Genomic DNA, 24,713 nt, shown 5'->3' with positions numbered 1-24,713 from the left:
TGCCGGCCGCGCGGCGGCCTGCAATGCGAACCGGGGATGTAGGATGGATCGGCGGTCAGGTAAAGGCCGCGAGCGGGGAAAACTCGCCCGCGGCCTGGGCCTCAAGCCTTGCGAGGCCGCAGCTGACTGACGTCGCGCACCGCGCCGCGGGCGGCGCTGGTGGTCAAGGCCGCGTACGCCTGCAGCGCCTGCGAGACCTTGCGGGCACGCGGCGCCGAGGGCTCCCAGCCGCCATCGGCGCGGGCGTTCATCGCCGCCCGGCGATGCGCCAGCTCCTCATCCGACACGGCGAGGTGGATCTTGCGGTGCGGGATATCGATCTCGATCGTGTCGCCCTCCTGCACCAGGGCGATGGCGCCGCCCTCGGCCGCCTCGGGCGAGACATGGCCGATCGACAGGCCGGAGGAGCCTCCGGAGAAGCGGCCGTCGGTGACCAGGGCGCAGACCTTGCCCAGGCTCTTCGACTTCAGATAGCTGGTCGGGTACAGCATCTCCTGCATGCCGGGGCCGCCCTTCGGGCCCTCGTAGCGGATCAGCACGACGTCGCCGGGCTTGATGGTGTCGCCCAGGATGGCCTCGACCGCCGCGTCCTGGCTCTCGAAGATCCGGGCGGGGCCGGAGAAGGTCAGGATGCTGGCATCGACGCCGGCGGTCTTCACCACGCAGCCATCCTCGGCGATGTTGCCGTACAGCACCGCCAGGCCGCCATCGGGGCTGAAGGCGTGCTCCAGGTCGCGGATGACCCCGCGCTTGCGGTCGGCGTCGACGCTGGGGTAGCGCGCATCCTGGCTGAAGGCGACCTGGGTCGGGATGCCGCCCGGCGCCGCGGCGTAGAATTTGTGCACGGATTCGCTGTCGGTGCGCTTGATGTCCCACTGGTCCAGCGCTGCCGCCAGGCTGTCGGCATGGACCGTGTGGGTCTCGCGGTTCAGCAGGCCGGCACGGTCCAGCTCGCCCAGGATGGCCATGATGCCGCCGGCGCGGTGGACGTCCTCCATATGCACGGTCGACAGCGCCGGCGCGACCTTGCACAGCACCGGCACCCGGCGCGACAGCCGGTCGATGTCGGCCATGGTGAAGTCGACCCCGCCCTCCTGTGCCGCGGCCAGCAGGTGCAGCACGGTGTTGGTCGACCCGCCCATGGCGATGTCGAGGGTCATGGCGTTCTCGAAGGCGGCGAAGCTGGCGATGCTGCGCGGCAGCACCGACGCGTCGTCCTGCTCGTAATGGCGCTTCGCCAGGTCGACGATCAGGTGCCCGGCCTCGACGAACAGGCGCTTGCGGTCGGCATGGGTGGCCAGGGTCGAGCCGTTGCCCGGCAGGGCCAGGCCCAGCGCCTCGGTCAGGCAGTTCATCGAATTGGCGGTAAACATGCCGGAGCAGGAGCCGCAGGTCGGGCAGGCCGACCGCTCGATCACCTTGACGTCCTCGTCGCTGATCCGGCTGTCCGCCGCGGCGACCATGGCGTCGATCAGGTCCAGCGCCTTGGTCTCGCCGCCGACCTTGACCTTGCCGGCCTCCATCGGCCCGCCGGACACGAACACCACCGGGATGTTCAGCCGCATCGCGGCCATCAGCATGCCGGGCGTGATCTTGTCGCAGTTCGAGATGCAGACCATGGCGTCGGCGCAATGCGCGTTGACCATGTACTCGACGCTGTCGGCGATGATCTCGCGCGACGGCAGGCTGTACAGCATGCCGTCATGGCCCATGGCGATGCCGTCATCGACGGCGATGGTGTTGAACTCCTTCGCGACCCCGCCCGCGGCCTCGATCTCCCGCGCCACCAGCTGGCCGAGGTCCTTGAGGTGGACATGGCCGGGCACGAACTGGGTGAAGGAGTTGACGACGGCGATGATCGGCTTGCCGAAATCCGCATCCGTCATGCCGGTCGCCCGCCAGAGCCCGCGGGCTCCGGCCATGTTGCGGCCGTGGGTGGTGGTGCGGGAACGATAGGCTGGCATTGATCGGGGTCCGTGCTGCTCGGGTCACTTTCGGTCGGTCGGATGGCTACGGCGATCAGAAAAGAACCGCGGCACCCGTCGGAAACACCCAGAAAGAACGCCATTCCCGCCCGCGGCGCAAGGGCGACGGACGCAACGCTCCCGCGCGCGGAGTGCCGCTTACCGGCTCGCCGCGGCGTCCCGAGGCTCAGCCGGGTCGTCGGCGGCGTAGGCGGGGGTGGCCAAGCGCAGGCAGCTGACCACCGTGGCGGCGGTTGCCAGCCCGGCCGCCGTCAGCAGGGCGGCCTGGGCGCCATGGTCGGGGAAATGCGCGAACAGCAGCGCCACCAGCGCGGCGCCGGTGGCCTGGCCCAGCAGGCGGGCGGTGCCCAGCATGCCGCTGGCGGCGCCGCTGCGGCTGCGCGGTGCCGACCCGATCATCACCCGGTTGTTGGGGGCCTGGAACAGGCCGAATCCGGCGCCGCACAGCGCCATGCGCCAGACGATGCTGAAGGGGGCGGGATCCGCCGGCAGGGTCGCCATCAGCACCAGGCCGATGGCGAGGAGGGCAAGGCCGATGCCGCCGAGCAGGCCGGGCGGGTGCCGGTCGGACAGGCGGCCGGCGAAGGGCGCGGTCACCGCCACCGCCAGCGGCCAGGGCATCATCAGCAGGCCGACCTGGGCCGGGGAGAAGCCGTAGCCGGTCTGCAGCAGGAAGGGCAGCGCCACGAAGGCCGCCATCTGCGCCATGAAGGAGCTGATCGAGGTGGCGACCGACAGCCCGACCACCGGAATGCGCAACAGGTCCAGCGGCAGCAGCGGCGTCGCCCGGGCCAACTGCCGCCGAACCAGCCACACCGCGGCGACAAGGCACAAGCCGAACTGCAATGCGATCAACGGCCAGTCGAGCGCATGGGCTATGCTGTCGATGCCGGTGATCAGGACGCCGAAGGTGGCGGCGGAGAGCAACGCGCTCAGCAGGTCGAAGCGGCGGTCGGCAAGGTCGCTTTCCGGCAGGTTGCGGCTGCCGATGATGATGGCGGCGATGCCGAGCGGCAGGTTGATGGCGAACAGCCAGGGCCAGGAGGCGATCGACAGCAGGGCGCCGGCGAAGCTGGGACCGACCGTCGAGGCGCTGGCCGCGATCATGGCGTTGACGCCCAGCACATGGCCCAGCCGGGCGCGCGGGAAGATATAGCGGATCAGCGCGGTGTTGACGCTCATGATCCCGGCGGCGCCGAAGCCCTGGGCGACGCGGGAGAGGGTCAGCGCCAGCAGCGAATCCGACAGGGCGCAGGCCAGCGAGGCGACGGTGAACAGGGCCAGGCCGCCGACATAGATCCGGCGATAGCCGACGATCTCGCCCAAGCCCGCCAGCGGCAGCAGCGAGACCACCACCGCCAGCTGATAGGCATTGACGATCCAGATCGACATCGACGGACTGGCCTGGAACTCGGCCGCGATCGTCGGCAGCGCCACATTGGCGACGGAACCGTCGAGCACGGCGAGCATGATGCCGAGCACCACGGTGGCGAAGGCCCATCTGCGGCGGGGCAGGGGCAGGCCGTCGGGCAGGGACACGAGACCTCGCTTTCGCGGCGGGCACACTTGGTGCCGCCGTCCATGGCATGATCCTGGAACCAGCCGTTGCAAATAGCTATGGCGATTTAGCTATAACAGAATAGCAAAATGATCGACCCGGACCAGACCCTCCCGATCGAGCGCGAGCAGCTCAGCGCCTTCCGGCTGCAGCTGATGGCGCTGCTGCGGCGGCTGCGGCGCGAATCCGACGGCGGCGATATCCCGCTGTCGCAGCTGATGCTGCTGGCCGCGCTGCTGCGCCTGGGCGGCACGGCCAGCCCGACCGAGCTCGCGGCGGTCGAGGGGCTGCGCTCGTCCAATGTCGCGGCGCTGCTGCGCGGGCTGGAGAAGGACGGGCTGGTGCGACGCGAGGCCGACGCCGGCGACCGGCGCCGGCTGCATGTGGTGCTCACCGACGCCGGCACCCGGGCGGTGCTGGAGAATCGCAGCCGGCGCGAGGCCTGGATGGCCGAGGCCGTGGCGGCCTGCCTGTCGCCGGAGGAGCGGGCGCAGCTGATCGCCGCCGGCGCCCTGCTGCAGCGGTTGGCGGAATATCAGGAGGGCGGATCGAGGCCGACAGTCCTTGTCCCCCCTCCCCTCGCGGGAGGGGGGTAGGGGGAGGGGGTTGTCGATCGAATAGCTCCGTCGTTGCGGCTTCCGAAACGACCGACTTCGAGAGCTTTGGGTGAACCTGACAATCGCTCTTGCGGGTCGAACCCCCTCCCCCTGCCCCCCTCCCGCAGGGGGAGGGGGATTCAATTGGGGAGCCCTACTCTCTACTCCGCCGCCTCGACCAGCGGGGCGGGGGTGTAGTTCAGGATCGGGCCCAGCCAGCGTTCGACCTCGGCGATCGGCATGCCCTTGCGGCGGCCGTAGTCCTCGACCTGGTCGCGCTCGACCTTGGCGACGCCGAAATAGTACGAGTCCGGATGCGCCAGATAGAGGCCGGAGACCGATGAGCCCGGCCACATGGCGTAGCTCTCGGTCAGGCGCACGCCGATCCGCTTCTCGGCGTCGAGCAGCCGGAACAGCGTCACCTTCTCGGTGTGGTCCGGCTGGGCCGGGTACCCGGGAGCAGGGCGGATGCCGCGATAGGGCTCGCCGATCAGCTCGTCCGGGGCGAAGGCCTCGTCCGGGGCATAGCCCCAGAACTCACGGCGCACGCGCTGGTGCATGGCCTCGGCGAAGGCCTCGGCGAAGCGGTCGGCCAGCGCCTTCACCAGGATCGAGGAATAGTCGTCATTGGCCCGGGCGAAGCGGTTGGCGATCGCCTCCTCCTCGATCCCGGCGGTGACGACGAAGCCGCCGACATAGTCGGCCTTGCCGCTGTCCACCGGCGCGACGAAGTCGGACATCGCCACGCGCGGCCGGCCGTCGCGCTTGGACAGCTGCTGCCGCAGGGTGAAGAAGGTCGCCAGCTCTCGGCCCCGTGCCTCGTCGGTGAACAGGCGGATGTCGTCGCCCACCGCGCCGGCCGGCCAGAAGCCGATCACCGCCTGCGGCTTGAACCAGCGCTCCTCGACGATGCGGGCCAGCATCGCCTGGGCGTCGTGGAACAGCTGCCGGGCGGCCTCGCCCTGCTTCTCGTCCTGCAGGATCGCCGGATAGCGGCCCTTTAGCTCCCAGGTCTGGAAGAACGGCGTCCAATCGATGTAGCGCGCCAGCTCCGCCAGGTCCCAGTCCTGGAACACGCGGGTGCCCAGGAAGGACGGCTTCGGCGGCTGGTAGCCGGCCCAGTCGACGGCGAAGGGCGTGGCCCGCGCGGCCGCCAGCGGCAGGCGCTGCTTCTCCGCCTCGGCCCTGGCATGGCTGTCGGCGACCTTGCGGTACTCGTCGCGCACGCCCTCGACATAGCCGCGCTTGGCCTCGGGCGACAGCAGGCTCGAGACCACGCCGACGGCGCGGCTGGCGTCGTTGACATAGACGGTCTGGCCGCGGGCGTAGCGCGGATGGATCTTCACCGCCGTGTGCACCCGGCTGGTGGTGGCGCCGCCGATCAAGAGCGGGATGTCGAAGCCGTCGCGCTCCATCTCCGCCGCCACATGCACCATCTCGTCCAAGGACGGAGTGATCAGCCCGGACAGGCCGATGATGTCGACCTTCTCGGCCTTCGCCGTCTCCAGGATCTTGGTGGCCGGGACCATGACGCCGAGATCGATGATCTCGTAGTTGTTGCAGGCCAGCACGACGCCGACGATGTTCTTGCCGATGTCGTGCACGTCGCCCTTGACGGTCGCCATCAGGATCTTGCCGGCGCTGCGCCGCTCCCCACCGCCGCCATTGGCGGCCTTCTCGGCCTCCATATAGGGCAGCAGATGGGCCACGGCCTGCTTCATGACGCGGGCCGACTTCACCACCTGGGGCAGGAACATCTTGCCGGCGCCGAACAGGTCGCCGACCACGTTCATCCCTGCCATCAGCGGGCCTTCGATGACGTGCAGCGGCCGCTCGGCCTCCAGTCGCGCCTCCTCGACATCGGCGTCGATGAACTCGGTGATGCCGTTGACCAGCGCATGCTCCAGCCGCTTGCCGACCGGCCGCTCGCGCCAGGTCAGGTCGCGCTCCTTGGCCTCGCGGCCGGCGGCGCCCTTGAAGCGCTCGGCCAGGGCCAGCAGCCGCTCGGTGGCGTCGTCGCGGCGGTTGAGGACCACGTCCTCGCAGGCCTCGCGCAGCTCCGGCTCGATCGATTCATAGACCGCCAGCTGTCCGGCGTTGACGATGCCCATGTCCATGCCGGCCTGGATGGCGTGGTACAGGAACACCGCGTGCATCGCCTCGCGCACCGGCTCGTTGCCGCGGAACGAGAAGGACAGGTTGGAGACGCCGCCGGAGATATGGGCGTGCGGCAGGGTCTGCCGGATCTGCCGGGTGGCCTCGATGAAGGCGACGCCGTAGCCGTTGTGCTCCTCGATGCCGGTCGCGACCGCGAAGACGTTGGGATCGAAGACGATGTCCTCGGGCGGGAAGCCGGCCTCTTCCGTCAGCAGCTTGTAGGCCCGGGTGCAGATCTCGACCTTGCGCTGCAACGTGTCGGCCTGGCCGGCCTCGTCGAAGGCCATGACCACGACCGCGGCGCCGTAGGACCGCACCAGCCGGGCGTGGTGCAGGAAGGCCTCCTCGCCCTCCTTCATCGAGATCGAGTTGACCAGGGGCTTGCCCTGGACGCATTTCAGCCCGGCCTCGATGATCGAGAACTTCGAGCTGTCGATCATCACCGGCACGCGGGCGATGTCGGGCTCGGCCGCGATCAGGTTCAGGAACTCGACCATGGCCCGCTCGGAATCGATCAGACCCTCATCCATGTTGATGTCGAGGATCTGGGCGCCATTGGCCACCTGGTCGCGCGCCACCTCCAGCGCCGCGGCATAGTCGCCGGCGGTGATCAGCTTGCGGAAGCGGGCCGAGCCGGTGACGTTGGTGCGCTCGCCGACATTGACGAAGGGGATGTCGCCGGTCAGCGTGAACGGCTCCAAGCCCGACAGCCGCATCAGCGGGGCCGCCGTGGGCACCTGGCGCGGCGGCAGGTCCGCCACGGCCTCGGCGATGGCGCGGATATGGTCGGGGGTCGACCCGCAGCAGCCGCCGACGATGTTGACCAGCCCCTCCTCGGCGAAGCCGCGGATCTGGGCGGCCATCGCCTCCGGCGTCTCGTCATACTGGCCGAACTCGTTCGGCAGGCCGGCATTCGGATAGGCGCAGACGAAGGTGTCGGCCGCCTCCGCGAGCTCGGCCAGATGCGCCCGCATGGCGTTGGCGCCCAGGGCGCAGTTCAGGCCGATGGTGAAGGGCCGGGCGTGCCGCACCGAATGCCAGAAGGCGGTCGGGGTCTGGCCCGACAGGGTGCGGCCGGACAGGTCGGTGATGGTGCCGGAGATCATCACCGGCAGGTGCACGCCCTTCTCGGCGAAGACCAGCTCGGTGCCGAAGATCGCCGCCTTGGCGTTCAGCGTGTCGAAGATGGTCTCGATCAGGATGATCTCGGCGCCGCCGTCGACCAGGCCGCGCACCTGCTCGGCATAGGCGTCGCGCAGCTGGTCGAAGGTGACGGCGCGGTAGCCGGGGTTGTTGACGTCCGGCGAGATCGAGGCGGTGCGGTTGGTCGGCCCCAGCGCGCCGGCGACGAAGCGGCGGCGGCCGTCCATCGCCCGGGCCTTGGCCGCGGCCCGGCGGGCCAGCCGCGCGCCGTGGAAGTTCAGGTCGTAAACCACCTTCTCCATGCCGTAATCGGCCTGGGCGATCGAGGTGGAGGAGAAGGTGTTGGTCTCGAGGATGTCGGCGCCGGCGATGGCGTAGCCGAAATGGATCGCCTCGATCGCATCCGGCTGGGTCAGGATCAGCAGGTCGTTGTTGCCCTGCAGGTGGCAGTCGCAGCCGGCGAAATGGGTGCCGCGGAAATGCTCCTCGCCGAAGCCGAGGCCCTGGATCTGGGTGCCCATGGCGCCGTCCAGGATCAGCACGCGCTCGCGCGTCGCCGCGGTCAGCGCGGCCAGAACCTCGGTGCCGTCGACCGGCTCCAGGGGGATGTCCAGGGAAGGCGTGGTCATGGCGAGCAGCCGGCGGTTCCGGATCGGGATGTACGTAATGACATAAAGATATCTTTATATCAACATCCGATGTCGCCAACTGAGCCACGGATGTCGCCGAGAGAGCGGCGGGCTCTCTCGGCGTGGCCCTGGCGCTACTTGCTCTCCGCGGTCGGCTCCAGTCCGGTCGCGGCGATGGCCGGGGCGGCGGCGGGGGATGCCAGGAAGTCGAGCAGCTTCTTCGCCGCTGCCGGGTCGTGCGAGCCGGCGACGATGCCGGCGGAATACGGCGTCACCTGCTGCAGCTCCGGCGGCAGCGGCCCGACCAGGTCGATGCCCTCGACCGGCTTCAGCTCGGCGATCTGCTGGAAGCCCAGCTCGGCCTCGCCCTTGGCCACGATCTCGCCGACCGGCGTGGCGGGGATCTTGCGCGCCTTGCCCGCCATCTGCTCGGCGATGCCGAGGCGCTGGAACATCCGGGTCGAGATGTAGACGCCGCTGGCGCTGTCGGAATAGGCGACCGACTTCGCCGCCAGCAGCGCCTGCTTCACCGCCTCGGCCGAGCTGATGTCCGGCTTCGGCGCGCCGGCCTTCACCGCGACGCCGATGCTGGAGCGGGCGAGGACGACCATGCTGTCGGGCAGCACCTTGCCCTGCTTGATCAGGTCGTCGAGGGCGGTGCCGACCATGATCACGACATCCAGCTTTTCACCGCGCGCCAGCCGGGCCGGCACCGCGTTCGGCGTGTCGCCCATCGACGGACCCCATTGGATCTTCAGCGTGTCGCCGCTGGCGCGCTCGTACTCCGGCGCCAGGGCGCGGTAGGCGGCGGCGAAACCGCCGGAGCTGACGACCTGCAGCTCGGCCGCAGCCACGGGCTGGACCACGAGCAGCAGTCCGGCGACGGCGAGGGCGGCACGGGAGACGATCGGCGGCAGCGTCATGGGGAAGGCCTCGGCTGAATCGGATCGGGATCCTGATCGTGGCCGGAAACACTGCGACCCGTGGCCCGTCGGTCCGTCGGGTCAGCCATGCCCGGACACCGTGCCGCAGCCGGCTTGTCCGGCCGAGATTTATGTCCGACGTACCCTCCAGGCGCGCTGCCGTCGCGGCGCGTCCGGAGTTCCCTGATGAGCCTCGCCCACGATCCCGATTTCCTGCGCCTCCTGGCCGGCAGCCACGCCCGGCTGGTCGGCGCGCCGCTGCTGCCGATGGAGGGCGACGCCGCCGAGCAGGCGCGCTGGCTCTATGGCGACGCGCCGTTCTGCGTTCTGGCGCACAACACCGATGCCGATCCGCGCTTCGTCTACGCCAACCGCTCGGCTCAGGCCCGCTTCGAGTATGGCTGGGACGAGTTCACGACGCTGCCGTCCCGCCTCTCCGCCGAGGCGCCGGACCGGGCCGAGCGGCAGCGCCTGCTCGACGCCGTGACCCGCGACGGCTTCATCGGCGATTATCGCGGCCTGCGCATCGCCAAGTCCGGCCGCCGCTTCTGGATCGAGAACGCCACCGTCTGGCAGCTGATCGACGAGGCCGGCACTCTGCGCGGCCAGGCGGCGACCTTCCGGGACTGGCGGGAGGTGTAGGACGGGGCCTGCCTCTGCCGATGCCTCGGAGCCATGCTAGGCTCCTCTCTGGGCGGGGAGGGACAGGCGCATGGGGCGGACGAAGGGACTTCTGGTTTATGGCTCGATTCTCGCGATCTTCCTGGTGATCATTCTCATGATCGAGGGCTATGGCCTCTGGGATGCGATCAAGGGCGTCGGGTCGACCTTCGTCCTCGTGCTGGTCATCATTGGGGCCCTGATGGCGATGGCGTCGAACTCCTGACGCGGTCACGAGCCCTGCCGTGTCCCCAACTGCTGCCAGTGCCCGGGGTTGAGCACCAGCCGGCCGGAGTCGAAGCGCAGGGTCAGCGGATAGCGCCCCGGCACCATGAAGTCGGTGGCCGAGACCGGCTTCAGCTCGGTCTTCTCCTCCTTGCCGATGGCGAAGGCGGCGCGCGCGCCGGTCGCCTGGGCGAACAAAGTGTCGCCCTCCGCCGTGACCTTCACGGTCACGAAGGGGCTGAAGACGTAGTCGCCGGCCAGCGCCGCCAGCTTGTCCGCCGGCAGGACCGGCTTGGCGGCGGACGTGGCCGGCTTCGGCTGGTCCGGTACGGAGGCGAGGATGGCGTCCCACATCACCTCGCCGCCGACCACGCCGAGATCGACCGTCGGCAGCATCGCCGCCTCGTCCTCCAGCTCGCCGGTCGAGACGGCGTACAGCACGTCGCCGTCGAACTCGGTGGCGAAGGGCTGCAGCGCCCGGCCCATCGAGCTGTGCACCTGGATCGCCAGGCGCTGCAGCTCCGCCGGCTTCAGCTTCTGGTTGGTGACGACCAGGCTGACCGTGGTGTTGCGGGCCGGGGCGTCGGCGTTCGGCGCGCCGGTCCAGCCCGGCTTGCGGCTGGCCGGATAGCCCGCCAGCAGCGCCGCGGTGGTCAGGTCCTTCGGCCAGCCCTCGTCGCCGTAGCAGGCGGCCACCTTGCCGTCGCGCGTGGTGACCACGCCCAGCGCGTTGACCACGACGAAGGCGGCGATCTTGACCTGCCCGATCTGGCGGAAGGCGCCGCCCTGGCCGGAGAAGGCGTTGCAGCCGAACAGCGACCCGGTGACCGCGAGCCGGCCGGCCCCCTGGGCGCCCAGCGGGAACACGCCGGGCCTGGCGGCGCGGAAGGCAGCCTGGGCCAGCCGCTTGTCGGGCACGATCTCGTTCAGCCGGCGGCCGCCGAGATCGTAGATGATGGCGCCGACCGACAGGGCGATGTTGTCCCAATGGCCGCCGCGAATCCCGTCCTCCTTCAGCGCCGAGGCGACGGCGGTGGTGGCCTCCAGCCCGTACCAGGAGCCGCCGGCGAACACCACGGCGTCCAGCTCCGGCGCATCGTAGCCCAGGCGGAGGTAGTCGGTGTTGACCGTGCCCGGCCCGCCGCCGCGGACATCGACCGCGGCCAGCGACCGTCGGTCGAAATGGACTACGGTGACGCCGGTCGGCCCCTCCTCGTACTCGCCGGTGCCGACCTGCACCGCCGGCCAGTCGAACTGCAGCAGCTTGTCGCCGGCGTTCAGCACCGGTGCCGGCGTGTCCTGGGCCGCGGCCGGCAACGCTGCCAGCAGCGCGGCGAGCAGACCAGTTGCCAAAGCTCCGCCGATCGATCTCGGGCCGTTCCGTCGATTCCGCATTCCATCCCCCTGTACGTGATTCACCGGCTGCCGGCGGACGGGAATGCTGTCCCAACCGCGCGGCATCCGGAAGGGGATAGTGGCGCCGCCGCTCTGCAATCCCATCTTGATGGGGGCGACAGCGCAGACGGAGGCAGGCGATGCCGCGTTCCCCGATCCTCTCCCGCCGCGCCCTGCTGGGCGCCCTGGCCGTGACCGGCGCCGCGCCGCTGCTGCCGGTCCCGGCGGCGACCGCCCAGGCGGCCCCGGCCACCCGGCCGATCCCCTCGACCGGTGAAGCGCTGCCGGTGGTCGGGCTCGGCAGCTGGATCACGTTCAATGTCGGCGACGACCCGCAGGCGCGCGACGACTGCGCCGAGGTGATGCGCGCCTTCTTCGCCGCGGGCGGGCGGCTGATCGATTCCTCGCCAATGTACGGCTCGTCCCAGCCGGTGATCGGCCATGGCCTGGCCAGGCTCGGATGGCCCGCCGGCTTGTTCGCGGCCGACAAGGTCTGGACCTCCGGCGACGGGCCGGGACAGATCGAGGACTCGCGCCGGCTTTGGGGCGTGCCCCGCTTCGACCTGCTGCAGGTCCACAACCTGCTGGCCTGGGAGACGCATCTCGACACGCTCTTCGCCATGAAGGCGGAGGGCCGGCTACGCTATGTCGGCATCACCACCTCGGAGGGGCGGCGGCATGGCGAGATCGAGCAGGTGATGCGCAGCCGGCCGATCGACTTCGTGCAGATCACCTACAACATTCTCGACCGCGAGGTGGAGGACCGCATCCTGCCGCTGGCGCAGGAGCGCGGCATCGCCGTCATCGTCAACCGGCCGTTCCGCCAGGGCGAGCTGATCGACGATGTCGACGGTGAGGCGCTGCCCGGCTGGGCCGGCGAGGTCGGCTGCGGCAGCTGGGCCCAGATCCTGCTGAAATTCGTGGTCTCGCACCCAGCCGTCACCTGCGCCATACCGGCCACCACCCGTGTCGACCATGTGCGGGAGAATCTCGGCGTCGCCCGCGGCCCGATGCCGGATGCGGCGATGCGCCGGCGGATGGCCGCCGATGTCGAGGCGCTGTGATGGCGGAGTGGTGGAGCTACCGCCTCTCCGACTTCCTGCTGTTCTCGCCCCGCACCTATCACCGGCTGTTCGAGCTGTACAACGCAGCGATCTGGCCGGCGCAGGCCGTCTCCGTCCTGCTCGGGCTGCTGATGCTGGTGCTGCTGCGCCGCGGCGGTCCGGTGGCGGGGCCCTCCGTCGGCGCCATCCTGGCCGCCTGCTGGGCCTGGGTGGCGATCGCCTTTCATCTCGACCGCTACGCCAGCATCAACTGGGGCGCGCCCTGGCTCGCCGCGGGCTTCCTGGCGCAGGCGGCGCTGCTGGTCTGGGCCGGGGCGATCGGCGGCCGGCTCTCCGTCCCTCCGCGGCTCGATGCCGCCGGCCGGGCGGGGATCGGGATTTTCCTGTTCGCGCTGCTGGCGCAGCCGGCGATCGGCCTGCTGCTCGGCCGGACCTGGCGCCAGGCCGAGATCTTCGGCGTCGCGCCCGATCCGACCGCGATCGGCACGCTCGGCCTGCTGCTGGCCCTGGCCGGGCCGGCGCGCTGGCTGCTGATGATCCTGCCGGTGCTGTGGTGCGCCGTCACCGGGGCGACGTTGTGGGCGATGTCGGCGCCGGAGGCCTGGATGCCGCCGACCGCGGCGCTGCTGGCGACCATGCTCGCGGCCCGGCAGGCGCTGGTGCGCCAGCTTTCGCCCTGATCCGGCCCTCAGGCCTTCTTGTTCCGCAGGGCCTCGGCCTGGGCGTAGAACTTCTTCTCCCACTCCTTGTGCGCGTCCTGCCCCTCGCGGATGAAGGGGGTGAAGACGGCCAGGTTCAGGAGCAGCCAGTTCACCAGCTTCGCCGGGAAGCGCAGCGGCTTGACGAAGTCGATGAACAGCACCACCCGGGTCTTGTCGGTGTGGTTCCAGGCCTCGTGCTCATAGGCATCGTCGAACACCAGGGCCTTGCCCTCGGTCCAGTGGCAGATCTGCTTGTCGACGCGGATCGCCAGCTTCTCGCGCGGCTCCGGCACCAGCAGCGGCAGATGCAGCCGCAGCACGCCGTTGTATGGGCCACGATGGGCGGCCAGGTGCTTGCCGGGCTCGAAGATCGAGAACATCGCGGTCTTCAGCCCGGGGATCTTCTGGACGATGCGCCAGGTCTCCGGGCACTGGGCGACGTTCTTCTCCGAGCTGACGCCGTAGCCGGCGAGGAAGAACGTCTTCCAGTGATTGTCCTTGCTGATCGTCTTCACGTCGGACGAGATGTCCTGGAAGCTCGGCAGCTCGTGCTGGCGCAGCAGCACACGATCCAGCTCGGCCCGGATCAGGGGCCATTCGCGCTCGATCTCGGCGACCCAGGGAAAGACGGCGGTATCGTAGACCGGCGGGTTGCCGACCTTGGTGTATTTCAGGTTGAGCCGCTCGGCCCAGGCGACGAAGCGCATGAAGAAGCGGGTCACCAGGCTCGGCCGCTCCAGGGTCGGGTCGATGCCTTCCGTGGCGAACACCTGCTTCGGGTTGACTGGGCCCGGATGCGTCGCGGTGCCTTGGTTTCCGACGCTTGCGTTCACGGTGTCACACTCCGACTGTGCTCTCGCTTCCGAACGGTCGCCGCGGCTTGGTTCGCCGCTGCGACGCAGGATTATATCGCAGAAAACGGCGGTTGGGATCTTGGTCCGCCATGGAATTCCTTCCCCTACACCAATGGCAGGGCAGTTGCCATCGCTCCATCTGCGAATCATTCCTAGCCGGATTTGTGACAAGGTCAAGACACTGCGGGGGCGGCGCGACATTGAGCCCATGACTGACGTCTGCCCCCGGCCGCGCTAAGGTGGCCTGCAAATTCCGCCGGAGCTCCGCCCATGCCGTCGCTCGCGCATCTGCTGCCCTTCTTCGTCGCCACGGTGCTGATCGCGATCATCCCGGGGCCGGCGATCCTCTACACCGTGGCGCAGACGCTGGCGCGCGGCCGGGCGGCGGGGTTCCGCGCCGCCACCGGCATCGCGGTCGGCGACCTGGTCCATGTCGTGGCCGCCGCGGCCGGGCTGTCTGCGGTGTTCCGCTGGTCGCCGACCCTGTTCCTGGTGGTGAAGATCTTCGGCGCCGCCTATCTGGTCTGGCTCGGCATCCGCATGCTGCGCCGCCGCGGGGCCGGCGACGCCTTGCCGCAGCTGGCGCAGAAGACGGCGCGCCGGGCCTTCTCCGAAAGCGTGACGGTCGAGCTCCTGAACCCGAAGACGGCGCTGTTCTTCATCGCCTTCCTGCCGCAATTCGTCGATCCGGCGGCCGGGCTGCCGGTATGGGCCCAGTTCCTGGTGCTGGGCATGATCGTCAACGCCGTGTTCTTCGCGGCCGACGTCGCCACCCTTTTGTGCATCGATCGGGCGATGGCCCGGCTGCGCCGCAGCGAGCGGGTGGCGCGCTGGCTGCGCCTGGCCAGCGGCTCGGCCCTGGTCGGACTCGGCGCCCATATGGCACTCAGCCGGAACTGAGCGGCAGCCGCCGGCACCCCTTACCGCGTATTCATGCGGCTTAATGTGCCGCGGCCGCCGCGCCGGCGTAGCCTCGCGCTGCGTGTCTGGATGGCCAGCCACGGACGCGAGATGGCGGCCGAGATGCGGGCGGTGGGACAGGCGGTGCAGGCCGGCCGCCGCGCCCTCGCGGCGCTGGCTGTGGTGGTCGGCGTCGCAGTGCTGCGCGAAGGGTCGGAGGTGGTGCTGTTCCTCTATGGCGTGATCACCGCGGGGGGCACCACCGCGGCCGGCGTCGCGGCCGGCGTGGGGCTCGGCATCGCCGCCGGCGCCCTGGTCAGCGGCCTGCTCTATTTCGGCCTGCTCGCCATCCCGGTGCGGCATTTCTTCAGGGCGACGACCGGGCTGATCACGCTGCTCGCCGCCGGCCTCGCCGCCCAGGCCGTCGCCTTCCTGGAACAGGGCGGCTATGCCGACGCCTGGTCGACTCCGCTGTGGAACAGCAGTGCCGTGCTGCCGGAGGACGGCATCCTCGGCCGGGTGCTGCACACCCTGGTCGGCTACACCGACCAGCCGACGGGGATGCAGCTCGCCGCCTATCTCGCCGTGGTGGCGGTGATCCTGCTGCTGATGCGGGCGGTGTCCGACGGGCAGCCGCGGCGCGCGGCGGCGGGCTAGGAAAGAATCGTGCGCGCCGCGTGACCGCGGCCGGCACCGCTCCTATACTCGCCTCCGTGACAGGAGGAATGCCGCCATGACCGCCTTCGACAAGCGGACCGCCGCCGATTGGGAGGCGCTGGCCCGGAAGGAGCTGCGTGACCGCCCGCTCGAGACCCTCACGGTCGAGACGGCGGAGGGCGTGACGGTCAGGCCGCTCTACACCGCGGCCGATGTGCCCGAGGGCGCAGCGGGCGAGCTGCCGGGCTTCGCTCCGTTCACCCGCGGGGTGCGCGGCACGATGTATGCCGGCCGGCCCTGGACAGTCCGGCAGTACGCCGGCTTCTCCACCGCCGAGGCGTCGAACGCCTTCTACCGCGCCAACCTCGCGGCCGGGCAGCAGGGCGTCTCGGTCGCCTTCGACCTGGCCACCCATCGCGGCTATGACAGCGACCATCCGCGCGTGGTCGGCGATGTCGGCAAGGCCGGGGTGGCGATCGATTCCGTCGAGGACATGAAGATCCTGTTCGACGGCATCCCGCTCGACCGCATGTCGGTGTCGATGACCATGAACGGGGCCGTGCTGCCTGTGCTGGCCGGCTACATCGTCGCGGCGGAAGAGCAGGGGGTGCCGGAGGCCAAGCTGTCCGGCACCATCCAGAACGACATCCTCAAGGAGTTTATGGTCCGGAACACCTACATCTACCCGCCCGGGCCCTCGATGCGGATCGTCGCCGACATCATCGCCTATACCGCCGGGCGGATGCCGAAGTTCAACTCGATCTCGATCTCCGGCTACCACATGCAGGAGGCCGGGGCGACGGCGGTGCAGGAACTGGCCTACACCCTGGCCGACGGGCTGGAATATGTCCGCGCCGCGATCTCCGGCGGGCTCGACGTCGACGCCTTCGCCGGCCGGCTGTCCTTCTTCTTCGCCATCGGCATGGACTTCTTCACCGAGGTGGCGAAGCTGCGCGCCGCCCGCCAGCTCTGGGCCGAGCTGATCCAGGCCGAATTCGCGCCGAAGAAGGCCGAGAGCTTGATGCTGCGCACCCATTGCCAGACCTCCGGCGTGTCGCTGACCGAGCAGGACCCCTACAACAACGTGGTGCGGACGACGGTCGAGGCGCTGGCCGCGGTGCTGGGCGGGACGCAGAGCCTGCACACCAACAGCTTCGACGAGGCGCTGGGGCTGCCCACCCCCTTCTCGGCCCGCATCGCCCGCAACACCCAGCTGATCATCGCCGAGGAGACGGGGGTAACCCGCACCGTCGACCCGCTCGGCGGCAGCTACTACATCGAGGCGCTGACGGCGGAGCTTGTGGCCAAGGCCCGGGTGCTGATCGACGAGGTCGAGGCCATGGGCGGCATGACCAAGGCGGTCGAGGCCGGGCTGCCGAAGCTGCGGATCGAGGAGAGCGCCACCCGCCGCCAGGCCCGGATCGACCGCGGCGAGCAGGTGATCGTCGGCGTCAACAAATACGCGCCGGACAAGCCGGACCATGTCGAGGTGCTGGCGATCGATAATTCGGCGGTGCGCGAGGCCCAGGTGGCGCGCCTCAAGAAGATCCGCGCCGAGCGCGACGAGGCTGCCTGCCGGGCAGCGCTTTCGGCGCTGACCGAGGCGGCGAAATCCGGCGAGGGCAACCTGCTGGATCTGGCGGTGAAGGCGACGCGGGCGCGGGCCACGGTCGGCGAGATCTCCGACGCGCTGGAGCAGGTGTTCACCCGCCACCGCGCCGTGATCCGCTCGGTCTCCGGCGTCTATGGCGGTGCCTTCGCCGGCGACGAGGGCTATGCCCGGATCCAGCAGGAGGTGGCCCGCTTCGCCGAGGCCGAGGGCCGGCGGCCGCGCATGCTGGTGGTGAAGATGGGCCAGGACGGCCACGACCGCGGCGCCAAGGTGATCGCCACGGCCTTCGCCGATATCGGCTTCGACGTCGACATCGGCCCGCTGTTCCAGACGCCGGAGGAGGCGGCGCGCCAGGCGATCGAGAACGACGTCCATGTCGTCGGCGTGTCGTCCCAGGCGGCCGGGCACCTGACCCTGGTGCCGCAGCTGATGGATGCGCTGAAGGCCGAGGGCGCCGGCGACATCCTGGTGGTGTGCGGCGGCGTGATCCCGCCGCAGGACTACGAGCCGCTGCTGGCCGCCGGCGTCAGCGCCGTCTACGGCCCCGGCACCAACATCCCGCAGGCCGCCGGCGAGATCCTGGCTCTGATCGGCAAGGCGCGCGCGGCGGCGGCGTAAGGTCTCCGGCGAGGCGGTCGTGCGGCTGTTCCATTTCAGCGACAATCCCGCGATCGAACGGTTCGAGCCGCGGCCGGTGCGCGTGCCGTCGGTCCGCGCGGCCGGTCAGGACTGGTTGAACGGGCCTCTGGTTTGGGCGATCGATGACGTCCATCAGATGCTTTACCTGTTTCCGCGAGACTGCCCCCGGATCCTGGCCTGGGCGACAGCGGAGACGTCGCCGGCGGATCGGGCGCTGTGGCTGGGGCCCGGCGACCCCCGCGTAGTCGCTTTCGTCGAGGCCGTGTGGATCGACCGGCTGCGCTCCGCCAAGATCCACCGCTACGAACTGCCGCCCGCGACCTTCCGCAGCCTCGAGGATGCCGGGATGTGGGTGTCCGAGGCGCCGGTCGTGCCGCTCGGCCGTGTTGCCCTGGCCGGGCTCGACGGCGAGCTGGCCCGGCGCGGCGTCGACCTCCGCATCGTCGACTCCTTGGCCCCGCTCGCCGCGCTGTGCGACAGCAGCCTGCAGGTGAGTGGGATCCGGCTCCGCAATTCGCTCACCTGGCCGCCCGCGCCGGCATAGGGGCGGGCCGTGGCGGCGTAACCTTCGGCCGCAGCCGGGCGAACCGGAGACATCCCGGTTTCCGACCGAATGGGAGTTACTGCCATGGCGCATGCTCCTCTGACTTCGTCTCGTCTTCGGCCCGGCCTTCGTATCGGTCTCCTCGTCGCCCTGCTCCTGGGGCTCGCCGCCGGCGAGTGCCACGGCCCCAATCGGATGCCGTCCGCGACCACCACAGGCGGCTCCAGTTCCGGCGGCAACGAGGGCGGCATGAACGGCGGAGGCGGCGGCTACTAGACAAGGGCCGATCAGCCCTCGCCGGTGATGTGGCGGATCTCCGGACTTTGCGCTAGGATCGTTCCATCTTTGTTCCGGAGGATCCGTGGCGAAACGGGCCGGCAGTGCCGATCTGCCCCTGCATCACGGCCGGGTGCCCGCCTGGCTCGGCCGGCGCATGGCCCGGCTGGGCGCGGTGATCGCCGAGGCGATCATCCACCATTACGGCCGCGAGGAGTTCCTGCGCCGCTTGGCGCACCCCTTCTGGTTCCAGTCCTTCGGCGCCGTGATGGGCATGGACTGGCATTCCTCCGGCATCACCACCAGCGTGATCGGCGCGCTAAAGCGCGGCCTGCAGCCGATGGCGGGCGAACTCGGCCTGCATGTCTGCGGCGGCCGCGGGTCGCATTCCCGGCAGACGCCGGCGGAGCTGGTGGCGATCGGCCAGCGCGTCGGCTTCGACGGCGGGGCGTTGGCCAAGGCCAGCCGGCTGGTCGCCAAGGTCGACAGCGCCGCGGTGCAGGACGGCTTCGACCTGTATCTGCACGGCTTCATCGTCGCCGATGACGCGCGCTGGGTGGTGGTGCAGCAGGGCATGAACGGCGACAGCCGCCTGGCCCGCCGCTACCACTGGTGCTCCGAGGACCTGAAGAGCTTCGTCGAGGCCCCGCACACGGCGATCGAGGGGCCCGGCCAGGGCGTGATCGTCAATTTGACCGACCGGCGGGCCGCGGCTTCGCGCCACCGCCAACTCGACCTGCTGCGCGATCTCGGCCCCGACCGCATCACCGGTGAGGTCGCGGCGCTGGGGGGCCGGGTCCCGCCGCCGAAGCAGCCGTCGCTGCCGCATCTGGTGATGCCGGCGCATCACGACGTCCGGCCCAAGGACGTGATCCTGCGCCGGCTGCACGGGGCGCTGAGCGCGGCGGCGGACCGGGCGCCGGAGGATTTCTCGGAGCTGCTGCTGGTGCCGGGCGTCGGCGCCCGCACCGTGCATTCGCTGGCCATGGTGGCGGAGGTGGTGCATGGCGCGCCCTGCCGCTTCGCCGATCCGGGGCGGTTCTCGCTGGCCCATGGCGGCAAGGATCGCCACCCCTATCCGGTGCCGACCCTGGTCTACGACAAGACCATCGCTGTGCTGAAAGCCGCCGTCGCCCAGGCGAAGCTGGGCAATGACGAGCGGCTGGACGCGATCCGACGCCTCGACGACCAGGCCCGGCGGGTCGAGCGCCACGCCACCGGCCCGACCCTGCCGGAGCACATCGCGATCGAGCGCCGGCGGTCGCACGACTATGGCGGCCGCAGCGTCTTCGGCTGGGAGCCGCCGCCGGCCGATATTCCAGGTCGTGCCACGAAAATGCCCTGATTGCCGACGGATCGAAGCAACCGGGTCGTGCGTTGTGAGGTCTGAGTTGGTGGGTCCGGCCCGATGGGCCGCCCGGCAGCAGAAGGATAGGACCGTATGATCTCGACTCGCCGCATCCTGGCTGGTGCACTGGCCGCCGTCGCGGTCACGCTGGCGGTGTCGACCCCAGCCTTCGCCGACAGCTGGAAGAAGCATCGCGGCTGGGGGCCGCCGTGGCGCGACCACGGCTACTACTACGACCGCCGCCCGGACGTGGTGGTAGTGCAGCCGCGCCCGCGGTACTACTACGAGCGGCCTCGGGTCTACTATGAGCGGCCGCCGGTCTACTACGAGCGCCCGCCGGTCTATGTCGAGCGGCCGCCGGCCTACTACGCGCCGCCGCCCCCGGTCTATGTGGCGCCGACCCCGGGCATCTCGGTCAACATCCCGCTGCGCTTCGACTGAGGCCCGGCATGAAACAGTCCCTGGCGCGCCTGTCGCTCCTGGCGCTGCTCGCTTTGACCGCCGCCGCCCCGACCCTGCTGCTGCACCCGGCGGCGGCGCTGGCGGATGACGACGATGATGACGACGACGGCGGCCACTGGCGCGAGCATCGCCACCGGTATTGGCGGGAAGGGCCGCCGCCTTACTACTACTACCGGCCGCAACGCGACCGGGTGGTGATCTATGACGACCCGCCGGCCTACTATGTGCGGCGCCCGCAGCCGGTCTATGTCGCGCCGCCTTCCCCGGTCTATGTGGCGCCGAACCCGGGGATCACCATCAACATCCCGCTGCGCTTCGATTGAGCGCTTCAGCCGGCTGCGGCCCCGTGCCGCGGCCGGCTTTTGCCATCTCTGGCAATTCCGCTTGCATTCGTCCGGCAAAGCTCTATCTTGAGATTGCGAATGATTTGCAGTCGCTGTTCGAGATTGCGATCGTTCATGAGATCACGGATCGGGCGGGCTGGACGACCTAGCCGACGCCATCGTGAAAGCCGTCGATCCGTCGACGATCGGGCCGGTCCCTGGCTGGCGTTCCTCCGGCCCGATCTACACTTGAAGCCTCCGGAGCCTCGCTCCGGAGGCTTCTTTTATGGTGCGCGACGGGCCAGGATGATGCCGGCCAGGGCCAGCGCGCCCAGCACCGCCATGCCGATGCCGGTCCATTGCATGCCGTCGGTGACGACGAACTGGTTGGACCGGAACCACTCCACGCCGCCGCGATTGCCCAGCACGGCCGCCAGCTGCAGCGCGGTCCAGGCGATCCCGACCCGCAGCGGCCCGGCACCGCGTCCGAGGATGGCGGCGAAGCCGGCCAGCATGGCCAGGGCATAGGCAGGATCGCTGCTGACACCCCAGGCCAGCGACACCGGCACCCGGACGTCGAGGCCATAGAGGGTCCACAGCACGATGGCCGCGGCCAGCGGGCCGGCAACCGGCAGGCCGAGTCCCGTATGAAGCGCCGCCGCCATCAGCACCACGGCGACCGCCAGATAGCCGATCAGCGAGACCTGGCCGATCAGGTCGGACACCGACCCGCCGGCCACGGTGGCGACATGGACCAGGAGCGGCAAGCGGATGGCGTTCAGCCAGACGATCGGTGCCAGCAGCAGCACCAGCCCCAGCGCCGCAGCAGCGACCGCGGCCGGCGCGGCATGGGTCGAGGCTGCCGGTGCCGCGGCGGTCGTGCTGCGCCAGGTGACGAAGGCCAGGGCGGCGGCCATCGCTGCCCAGAACAGGTAGGGGCCGAGCGGGATCGCCAGCGCTCCGGTGGCCGGCGTCAGCACCACCGCGACGGCGTTGCCCAGGATCGGTCCGAACAGCGTCGCCGCCGCGACCGCGATCACGGTGATGCGGCCGCCCGACCCGGCGCCCAGCCGGATCAGATGCAGATGGTTGCCGACCACCAGCCCAGCGGCGCCGGCCACCGCGGCGATCCACAGCAGGCTGGGAAGCAGGATGGGATCGCCGGGCTCCAGCGGCCGGCTCAGCAGGGCCAGGAACCCGGCCAGCGCAGCAGCCACCAGCACGCCGCCGGCGATGATCGGCGGGCGCTCGCCGCCGCGCCGGGCGAGGGCGGCCCAGCCGAGGAAGGGCAGCAGTGCCAGCAGCGACTCGGCTGTCACCAGCCCGGAGGCGCCGGCCTGGGCCTGCAGCGCCGGCCCGATCGCCGGAAGTACTCCGGCATGCAGCAGCGGCAGGGTGCTGGCGCCGAGCGCGAGGCCCAGCACCGGCCGCACCAGCAGGGCGGAGGAAGGTCTGTTGCCGCGAACCGCCATGCCGGTTCCTTTCCGAATCGCCGGGACGAGTTGCCGCCCGGTCTACGGCAAAGCCTTCCTCACTGAAAGACGGTCAGAGGTCGATGCGCCAGCGCAGCGATTCGGCGCCGCCATAAGCCTCGGCCTTGCGGAAGCGTTCGACCAGCCGGCCGCCATTGGCCAGGATCACCCGCTGCGAAGCGAGGTTGTCGGGATCGGTGGTCAGCTCGACATGGGCCAGGCCCTGCGCCCGCACCTCGGGCAGCAGCAGCGCCAGGCCGCGGGTGGCGTAGCCGCGGCTCTGCTTCCACGGCACGACGCTGTAGCCGATATGGCCCAGCACATGCGGCGGCAGGGCGGCGGTGCCAGGCTGCCAGCGGAAGCCGAAGCTGCCGCAGAATTCGCCGTCCCACAGCCAGCGGTAAAAGCCGGGCAGCCGCGGCACGGTGCTGCCGTCCGGCAGCGGGATCGGGCCGCCGCGGGCCTCGGGGTCGTCCAGCCCGGCGACGAAGCCGGCCGGGTCCTGTGCGATCCGCTCCAGCTGCTCGCGCGCCGCCGCCTCCTTGCGGACAGTGTCGGGCGACCAGCCGCGGCGCAGCGCGTCGGCAAATCCGGGCAGGCGGTCCAGGGACGGGGCGATCAGGGCGACGGTCATCCATTCCTGGTAGCGGAAAGCCCGCCCGCGGCGCAATGCCACGGGCGGGCTCCCGGTCAGGCCGCGGTCAGCGCTTGAGCGAGGCGGCCGCATCCTCGAGCGCCTTGGCGACCACCGCGGGGTGGGCGACGAACGCGGTATGGCTGCCGGTCACCGACACCGCATGGGCGCCGATGCGCTCGGCCTCCCAGCGCTGCAGGTCCGGGTTGATCACCCGGTCCGCGGTCGACACCAGGAACCAGGAGGGCAGCGTCTTCCAGGCCGCGGTGGTGACCTTCTCACCGAAGGCCGCGGCGGCGATCGGGCCCTGGGTGGCGGCCATCACCGCCGCCTGCGCCGGGGTGGAATCGGCGGCAAAGGAGCTGTGGAAGCGGTCGGCCGGGATGGTGGCGAAGCCGTCCGGGCCCGGCTGGATGGCGTCGGCCTCGACCGCCGCCGGCTTGTTCTTGAACACATCGGCCGCGGATTCGCCGACATCCGGCGCCAGGGCGGCGACATAGACCAGCCCGGCCACCTTCGGGTCCTCGACCTGGGTGATGACCACCCCGCCCCAGGAATGGCCGACCAGCAGCGTCGGGCCGTCCTGCTGCGCCAGCACCCGCTTGGTGGCGGCGACGTCGTCGGCGAGGGAGGTCAGCGGGTTCTGCACCGCGGTGACGTGATAGCCCTTGGCCTGCAGGGCGGCGACCACGCCGGCCCAGCCGGAGCCGTCGGCAAAGGCGCCGTGCACCAGGACGATGTTCTTGACGCCGGCAGGCGCCGCCTCGGCGGCCTGGGCCATGCCGAGCGACAGGGCGGCGACGGCCGCCAGGGCCAGGGCCTTCGCGGAAACGCTCATGGGGGAAACTCCGGGCGCTTGGGGTGGGGCCGGCCGCATCGCCGGCCCTGTCGCGGGATCAGGCGATGGTGAGGCGGACATTCAGGGTGCCGCTCGTGGCGTGCGAATAGGGGCAGACGACATGGGCGCGGGCGACCAGGTCCTCGGCAACGGCGCGCTCCAACCCCGGCAGGGCGATGGTCAGGCCGACATCCAGGCCGAAGCCCTGGCCGTCGTCGCGCGGGCCGACGCCGACATCGGCGGTCACGGTGCTCTCCGGCGCGATCTTCACCTTGGCCTGGCCGGCGACGAATTTCAGCGCGCTCAGGAAGCAGGCGGAATAGCCGGCGGCGAACAGCTGCTCGGGGTTGGTGGCGTCGCCGCCCTGGCCGCCCAGCTCCTTCGGCGTGGTCAGGGCGACGGACAGCTTGCCGTCCTCGCTGGTGGCGCGGCCGTCGCGGCCGCCGGTCGCAGTGGCCTTGGTGCGATAGAGAATGCTCATGATCGGTCTCGCCTTTTTTGGGAGCGGCGCGGCGCCGCTTGCGAGAAATTAGATAGCGCACAATTAAATTGCTCGCTATGCAAATGACACGAGAGCGGCAATGCAAAATTGAATGGTGCACAATTCAATTGTCTGGGGTATCGAGTCGGATTGCCCACCATCCCCAGCCGGGGAGATCCCGCGATGCCCGACGCCCTGGAAGCCCCGTACCGCCTGTCCGACCAACTGTGCTTCGCCGTCTATTCCACGGCGCACGCCTTCAACCGCGTGTACAAGCCGCTGCTGGACCGGATAGGCCTGACCTATCCGCAGTATCTGGCGATGCTGGTGCTGTGGGAGCGGGACGGCCTCGCCGTGAAGTCGATCGGCGACCAGCTGTTCCTCGATTCCGGCACGCTGACGCCGCTCCTGAAGCGGCTCGAATCGGCAGGGCTGGTCGAGCGCCGCCGCAGCCGCGACGACGAGCGGGTGGTGCATATCCACCTGACCCCGGCCGGCCGGGCGATGCAGGCTGAGGTGGCGACGGTGTTCGAAGGCATTGGCTGCGCCTCCGGCCTGACGCCGGAGTCGGCAGGCGCGCTGCAGCGGGCGCTGCAGGCGGTGCGCGACCAGCTGCAGGCCAGCGCCGCCGCCTGAC

Annotated in this window: 23 protein-coding genes; 13 read left to right on the top strand and 10 right to left on the bottom strand. The window is 70.4% G+C overall.

Annotated features, from left to right (window positions below):
• Positions 1–101 precede the first annotated feature (101 nt).
• Complete coding sequence (gene ilvD / locus FFK22_RS15480; protein WP_138885669.1) at positions 102–1,964, bottom strand: dihydroxy-acid dehydratase; 1,863 nt, start codon at positions 1,962–1,964, stop codon at positions 102–104.
• A 159-nt stretch (positions 1,965–2,123) separates the two neighbouring features.
• A complete protein-coding gene (locus tag FFK22_RS15475; RefSeq protein WP_306770114.1) occupies positions 2,124–3,524 on the bottom strand; it encodes an MFS transporter in 1,401 nt (466 codons plus the stop codon).
• A 108-nt stretch (positions 3,525–3,632) separates the two neighbouring features.
• On the opposite strand from FFK22_RS15475, the gene FFK22_RS15470 reads away from it, so the two are divergent.
• On the top strand, positions 3,633–4,139 hold the full coding sequence (locus tag FFK22_RS15470; protein ID WP_138885668.1) for a MarR family winged helix-turn-helix transcriptional regulator: 507 nt from the start codon (positions 3,633–3,635) through the stop codon (positions 4,137–4,139).
• Positions 4,140–4,300: 161 nt separating this feature from the next.
• Here the strand turns inward: FFK22_RS15470 and metH are convergent, their stop codons facing one another.
• The gene (metH, locus tag FFK22_RS15465) at positions 4,301–8,068 is read right to left on the bottom strand and encodes a methionine synthase (RefSeq protein WP_138885667.1); all 3,768 of its coding nucleotides are present in this window, start codon (positions 8,066–8,068) and stop codon (positions 4,301–4,303) included.
• 134 nt (positions 8,069–8,202) lie between these two features.
• Entirely contained in the window at positions 8,203–8,991 is a 789-nt protein-coding gene (locus FFK22_RS15460; RefSeq protein ID WP_138885666.1) for an extracellular solute-binding protein, read from the bottom strand.
• 186 nt (positions 8,992–9,177) lie between these two features.
• On the opposite strand from FFK22_RS15460, the gene FFK22_RS15455 reads away from it, so the two are divergent.
• Both FFK22_RS15455 and FFK22_RS42965 read left to right on the top strand, forming a co-directional pair.
• Entirely contained in the window at positions 9,178–9,633 is a 456-nt protein-coding gene (locus tag FFK22_RS15455; protein WP_138885665.1) for an MEKHLA domain-containing protein, read from the top strand.
• 70 nt (positions 9,634–9,703) lie between these two features.
• Positions 9,704–9,877 carry a hypothetical protein gene (locus tag FFK22_RS42965; RefSeq protein ID WP_186002479.1) on the top strand — a complete coding sequence of 58 codons (174 nt, stop codon included), beginning with the start codon at positions 9,704–9,706 and terminating at the stop codon, positions 9,875–9,877.
• Between the two features lie 5 nt (positions 9,878–9,882).
• Here FFK22_RS42965 and FFK22_RS15450 read toward each other — a convergent pair whose 3' ends face one another.
• Positions 9,883–11,229, bottom strand: coding sequence for a P1 family peptidase (locus tag FFK22_RS15450; protein WP_221938619.1), 1,347 nt, complete (start codon positions 11,227–11,229; stop codon positions 9,883–9,885).
• Positions 11,230–11,411: 182 nt separating this feature from the next.
• Here FFK22_RS15450 and FFK22_RS15445 point away from each other — a divergent pair, with 182 nt between their 5' ends.
• Positions 11,412–12,335, top strand: coding sequence for an aldo/keto reductase (locus tag FFK22_RS15445; RefSeq protein ID WP_138885663.1), 924 nt, complete (start codon positions 11,412–11,414; stop codon positions 12,333–12,335).
• The gene (locus FFK22_RS15440; RefSeq protein ID WP_138885662.1) at positions 12,335–13,015 is read left to right on the top strand and encodes a DUF6064 family protein; all 681 of its coding nucleotides are present in this window, start codon (positions 12,335–12,337) and stop codon (positions 13,013–13,015) included. The genes FFK22_RS15445 and FFK22_RS15440 overlap by 1 nt, the downstream gene beginning before the upstream one ends.
• An 8-nt stretch (positions 13,016–13,023) precedes the next feature.
• Here FFK22_RS15440 and FFK22_RS15435 read toward each other — a convergent pair whose 3' ends face one another.
• The gene (locus FFK22_RS15435; RefSeq protein ID WP_138885661.1) at positions 13,024–13,869 is read right to left on the bottom strand and encodes an aspartyl/asparaginyl beta-hydroxylase domain-containing protein; all 846 of its coding nucleotides are present in this window, start codon (positions 13,867–13,869) and stop codon (positions 13,024–13,026) included.
• A gap of 291 nt (positions 13,870–14,160) precedes the next feature.
• Here FFK22_RS15435 and FFK22_RS15430 point away from each other — a divergent pair, with 291 nt between their 5' ends.
• The 7 genes from FFK22_RS15430 (at position 14,161) to FFK22_RS15400 (ending at position 20,651) form a co-directional block, all read left to right on the top strand.
• Positions 14,161–14,790, top strand: coding sequence for a LysE family translocator (locus FFK22_RS15430; protein WP_138885660.1), 630 nt, complete (start codon positions 14,161–14,163; stop codon positions 14,788–14,790).
• Between the two features lie 90 nt (positions 14,791–14,880).
• On the top strand, positions 14,881–15,447 hold the full coding sequence (locus FFK22_RS15425; RefSeq protein WP_221938618.1) for an FTR1 family protein: 567 nt from the start codon (positions 14,881–14,883) through the stop codon (positions 15,445–15,447).
• Positions 15,448–15,523: 76 nt separating this feature from the next.
• Entirely contained in the window at positions 15,524–17,677 is a 2,154-nt protein-coding gene (gene scpA, locus FFK22_RS15420) for a methylmalonyl-CoA mutase (RefSeq protein WP_138885658.1), read from the top strand.
• Between the two features lie 19 nt (positions 17,678–17,696).
• Complete coding sequence (locus tag FFK22_RS15415; RefSeq protein ID WP_138885657.1) at positions 17,697–18,242, top strand: DUF6886 family protein; 546 nt, start codon at positions 17,697–17,699, stop codon at positions 18,240–18,242.
• Between the two features lie 361 nt (positions 18,243–18,603).
• On the top strand, positions 18,604–19,863 hold the full coding sequence (locus FFK22_RS15410) for a DUF763 domain-containing protein (RefSeq protein WP_138885656.1): 1,260 nt from the start codon (positions 18,604–18,606) through the stop codon (positions 19,861–19,863).
• Positions 19,864–19,959: 96 nt separating this feature from the next.
• Positions 19,960–20,307: a hypothetical protein gene (locus FFK22_RS15405; RefSeq protein ID WP_138885655.1), complete on the top strand. Its 348-nt coding sequence runs from the start codon at positions 19,960–19,962 to the stop codon at positions 20,305–20,307.
• Between the two features lie 8 nt (positions 20,308–20,315).
• On the top strand, positions 20,316–20,651 hold the full coding sequence (locus FFK22_RS15400) for a hypothetical protein (RefSeq protein WP_138885654.1): 336 nt from the start codon (positions 20,316–20,318) through the stop codon (positions 20,649–20,651).
• 284 nt (positions 20,652–20,935) lie between these two features.
• Here FFK22_RS15400 and FFK22_RS15395 read toward each other — a convergent pair whose 3' ends face one another.
• From FFK22_RS15395 to FFK22_RS15380, 4 genes are all read right to left on the bottom strand, one after another.
• Positions 20,936–22,123 carry a hypothetical protein gene (locus FFK22_RS15395; protein WP_138885653.1) on the bottom strand — a complete coding sequence of 396 codons (1,188 nt, stop codon included), beginning with the start codon at positions 22,121–22,123 and terminating at the stop codon, positions 20,936–20,938.
• Positions 22,124–22,196: 73 nt separating this feature from the next.
• Positions 22,197–22,799, bottom strand: coding sequence for a GNAT family N-acetyltransferase (locus tag FFK22_RS15390; protein WP_221938617.1), 603 nt, complete (start codon positions 22,797–22,799; stop codon positions 22,197–22,199).
• 25 nt (positions 22,800–22,824) lie between these two features.
• Entirely contained in the window at positions 22,825–23,595 is a 771-nt protein-coding gene (locus FFK22_RS15385; protein ID WP_138885652.1) for an alpha/beta fold hydrolase, read from the bottom strand.
• 58 nt (positions 23,596–23,653) lie between these two features.
• Entirely contained in the window at positions 23,654–24,076 is a 423-nt protein-coding gene (locus FFK22_RS15380) for an organic hydroperoxide resistance protein (RefSeq protein WP_138885651.1), read from the bottom strand.
• A 183-nt stretch (positions 24,077–24,259) separates the two neighbouring features.
• On the opposite strand from FFK22_RS15380, the gene FFK22_RS15375 reads away from it, so the two are divergent.
• Complete coding sequence (locus FFK22_RS15375; RefSeq protein ID WP_138885650.1) at positions 24,260–24,712, top strand: MarR family winged helix-turn-helix transcriptional regulator; 453 nt, start codon at positions 24,260–24,262, stop codon at positions 24,710–24,712.
• Position 24,713: the final 1 nt, after the last annotated feature.

Origin of the sequence: Mycobacterium sp. KBS0706, assembly GCF_005938675.2 — a bacterium.
Taxonomy (GTDB): Bacteria; Pseudomonadota; Alphaproteobacteria; order DSM-16000; family Inquilinaceae; genus Inquilinus.
Note: the sequence above shows the minus strand (reverse complement) of the source record. Positions and strands in the feature narration are given on the sequence as shown.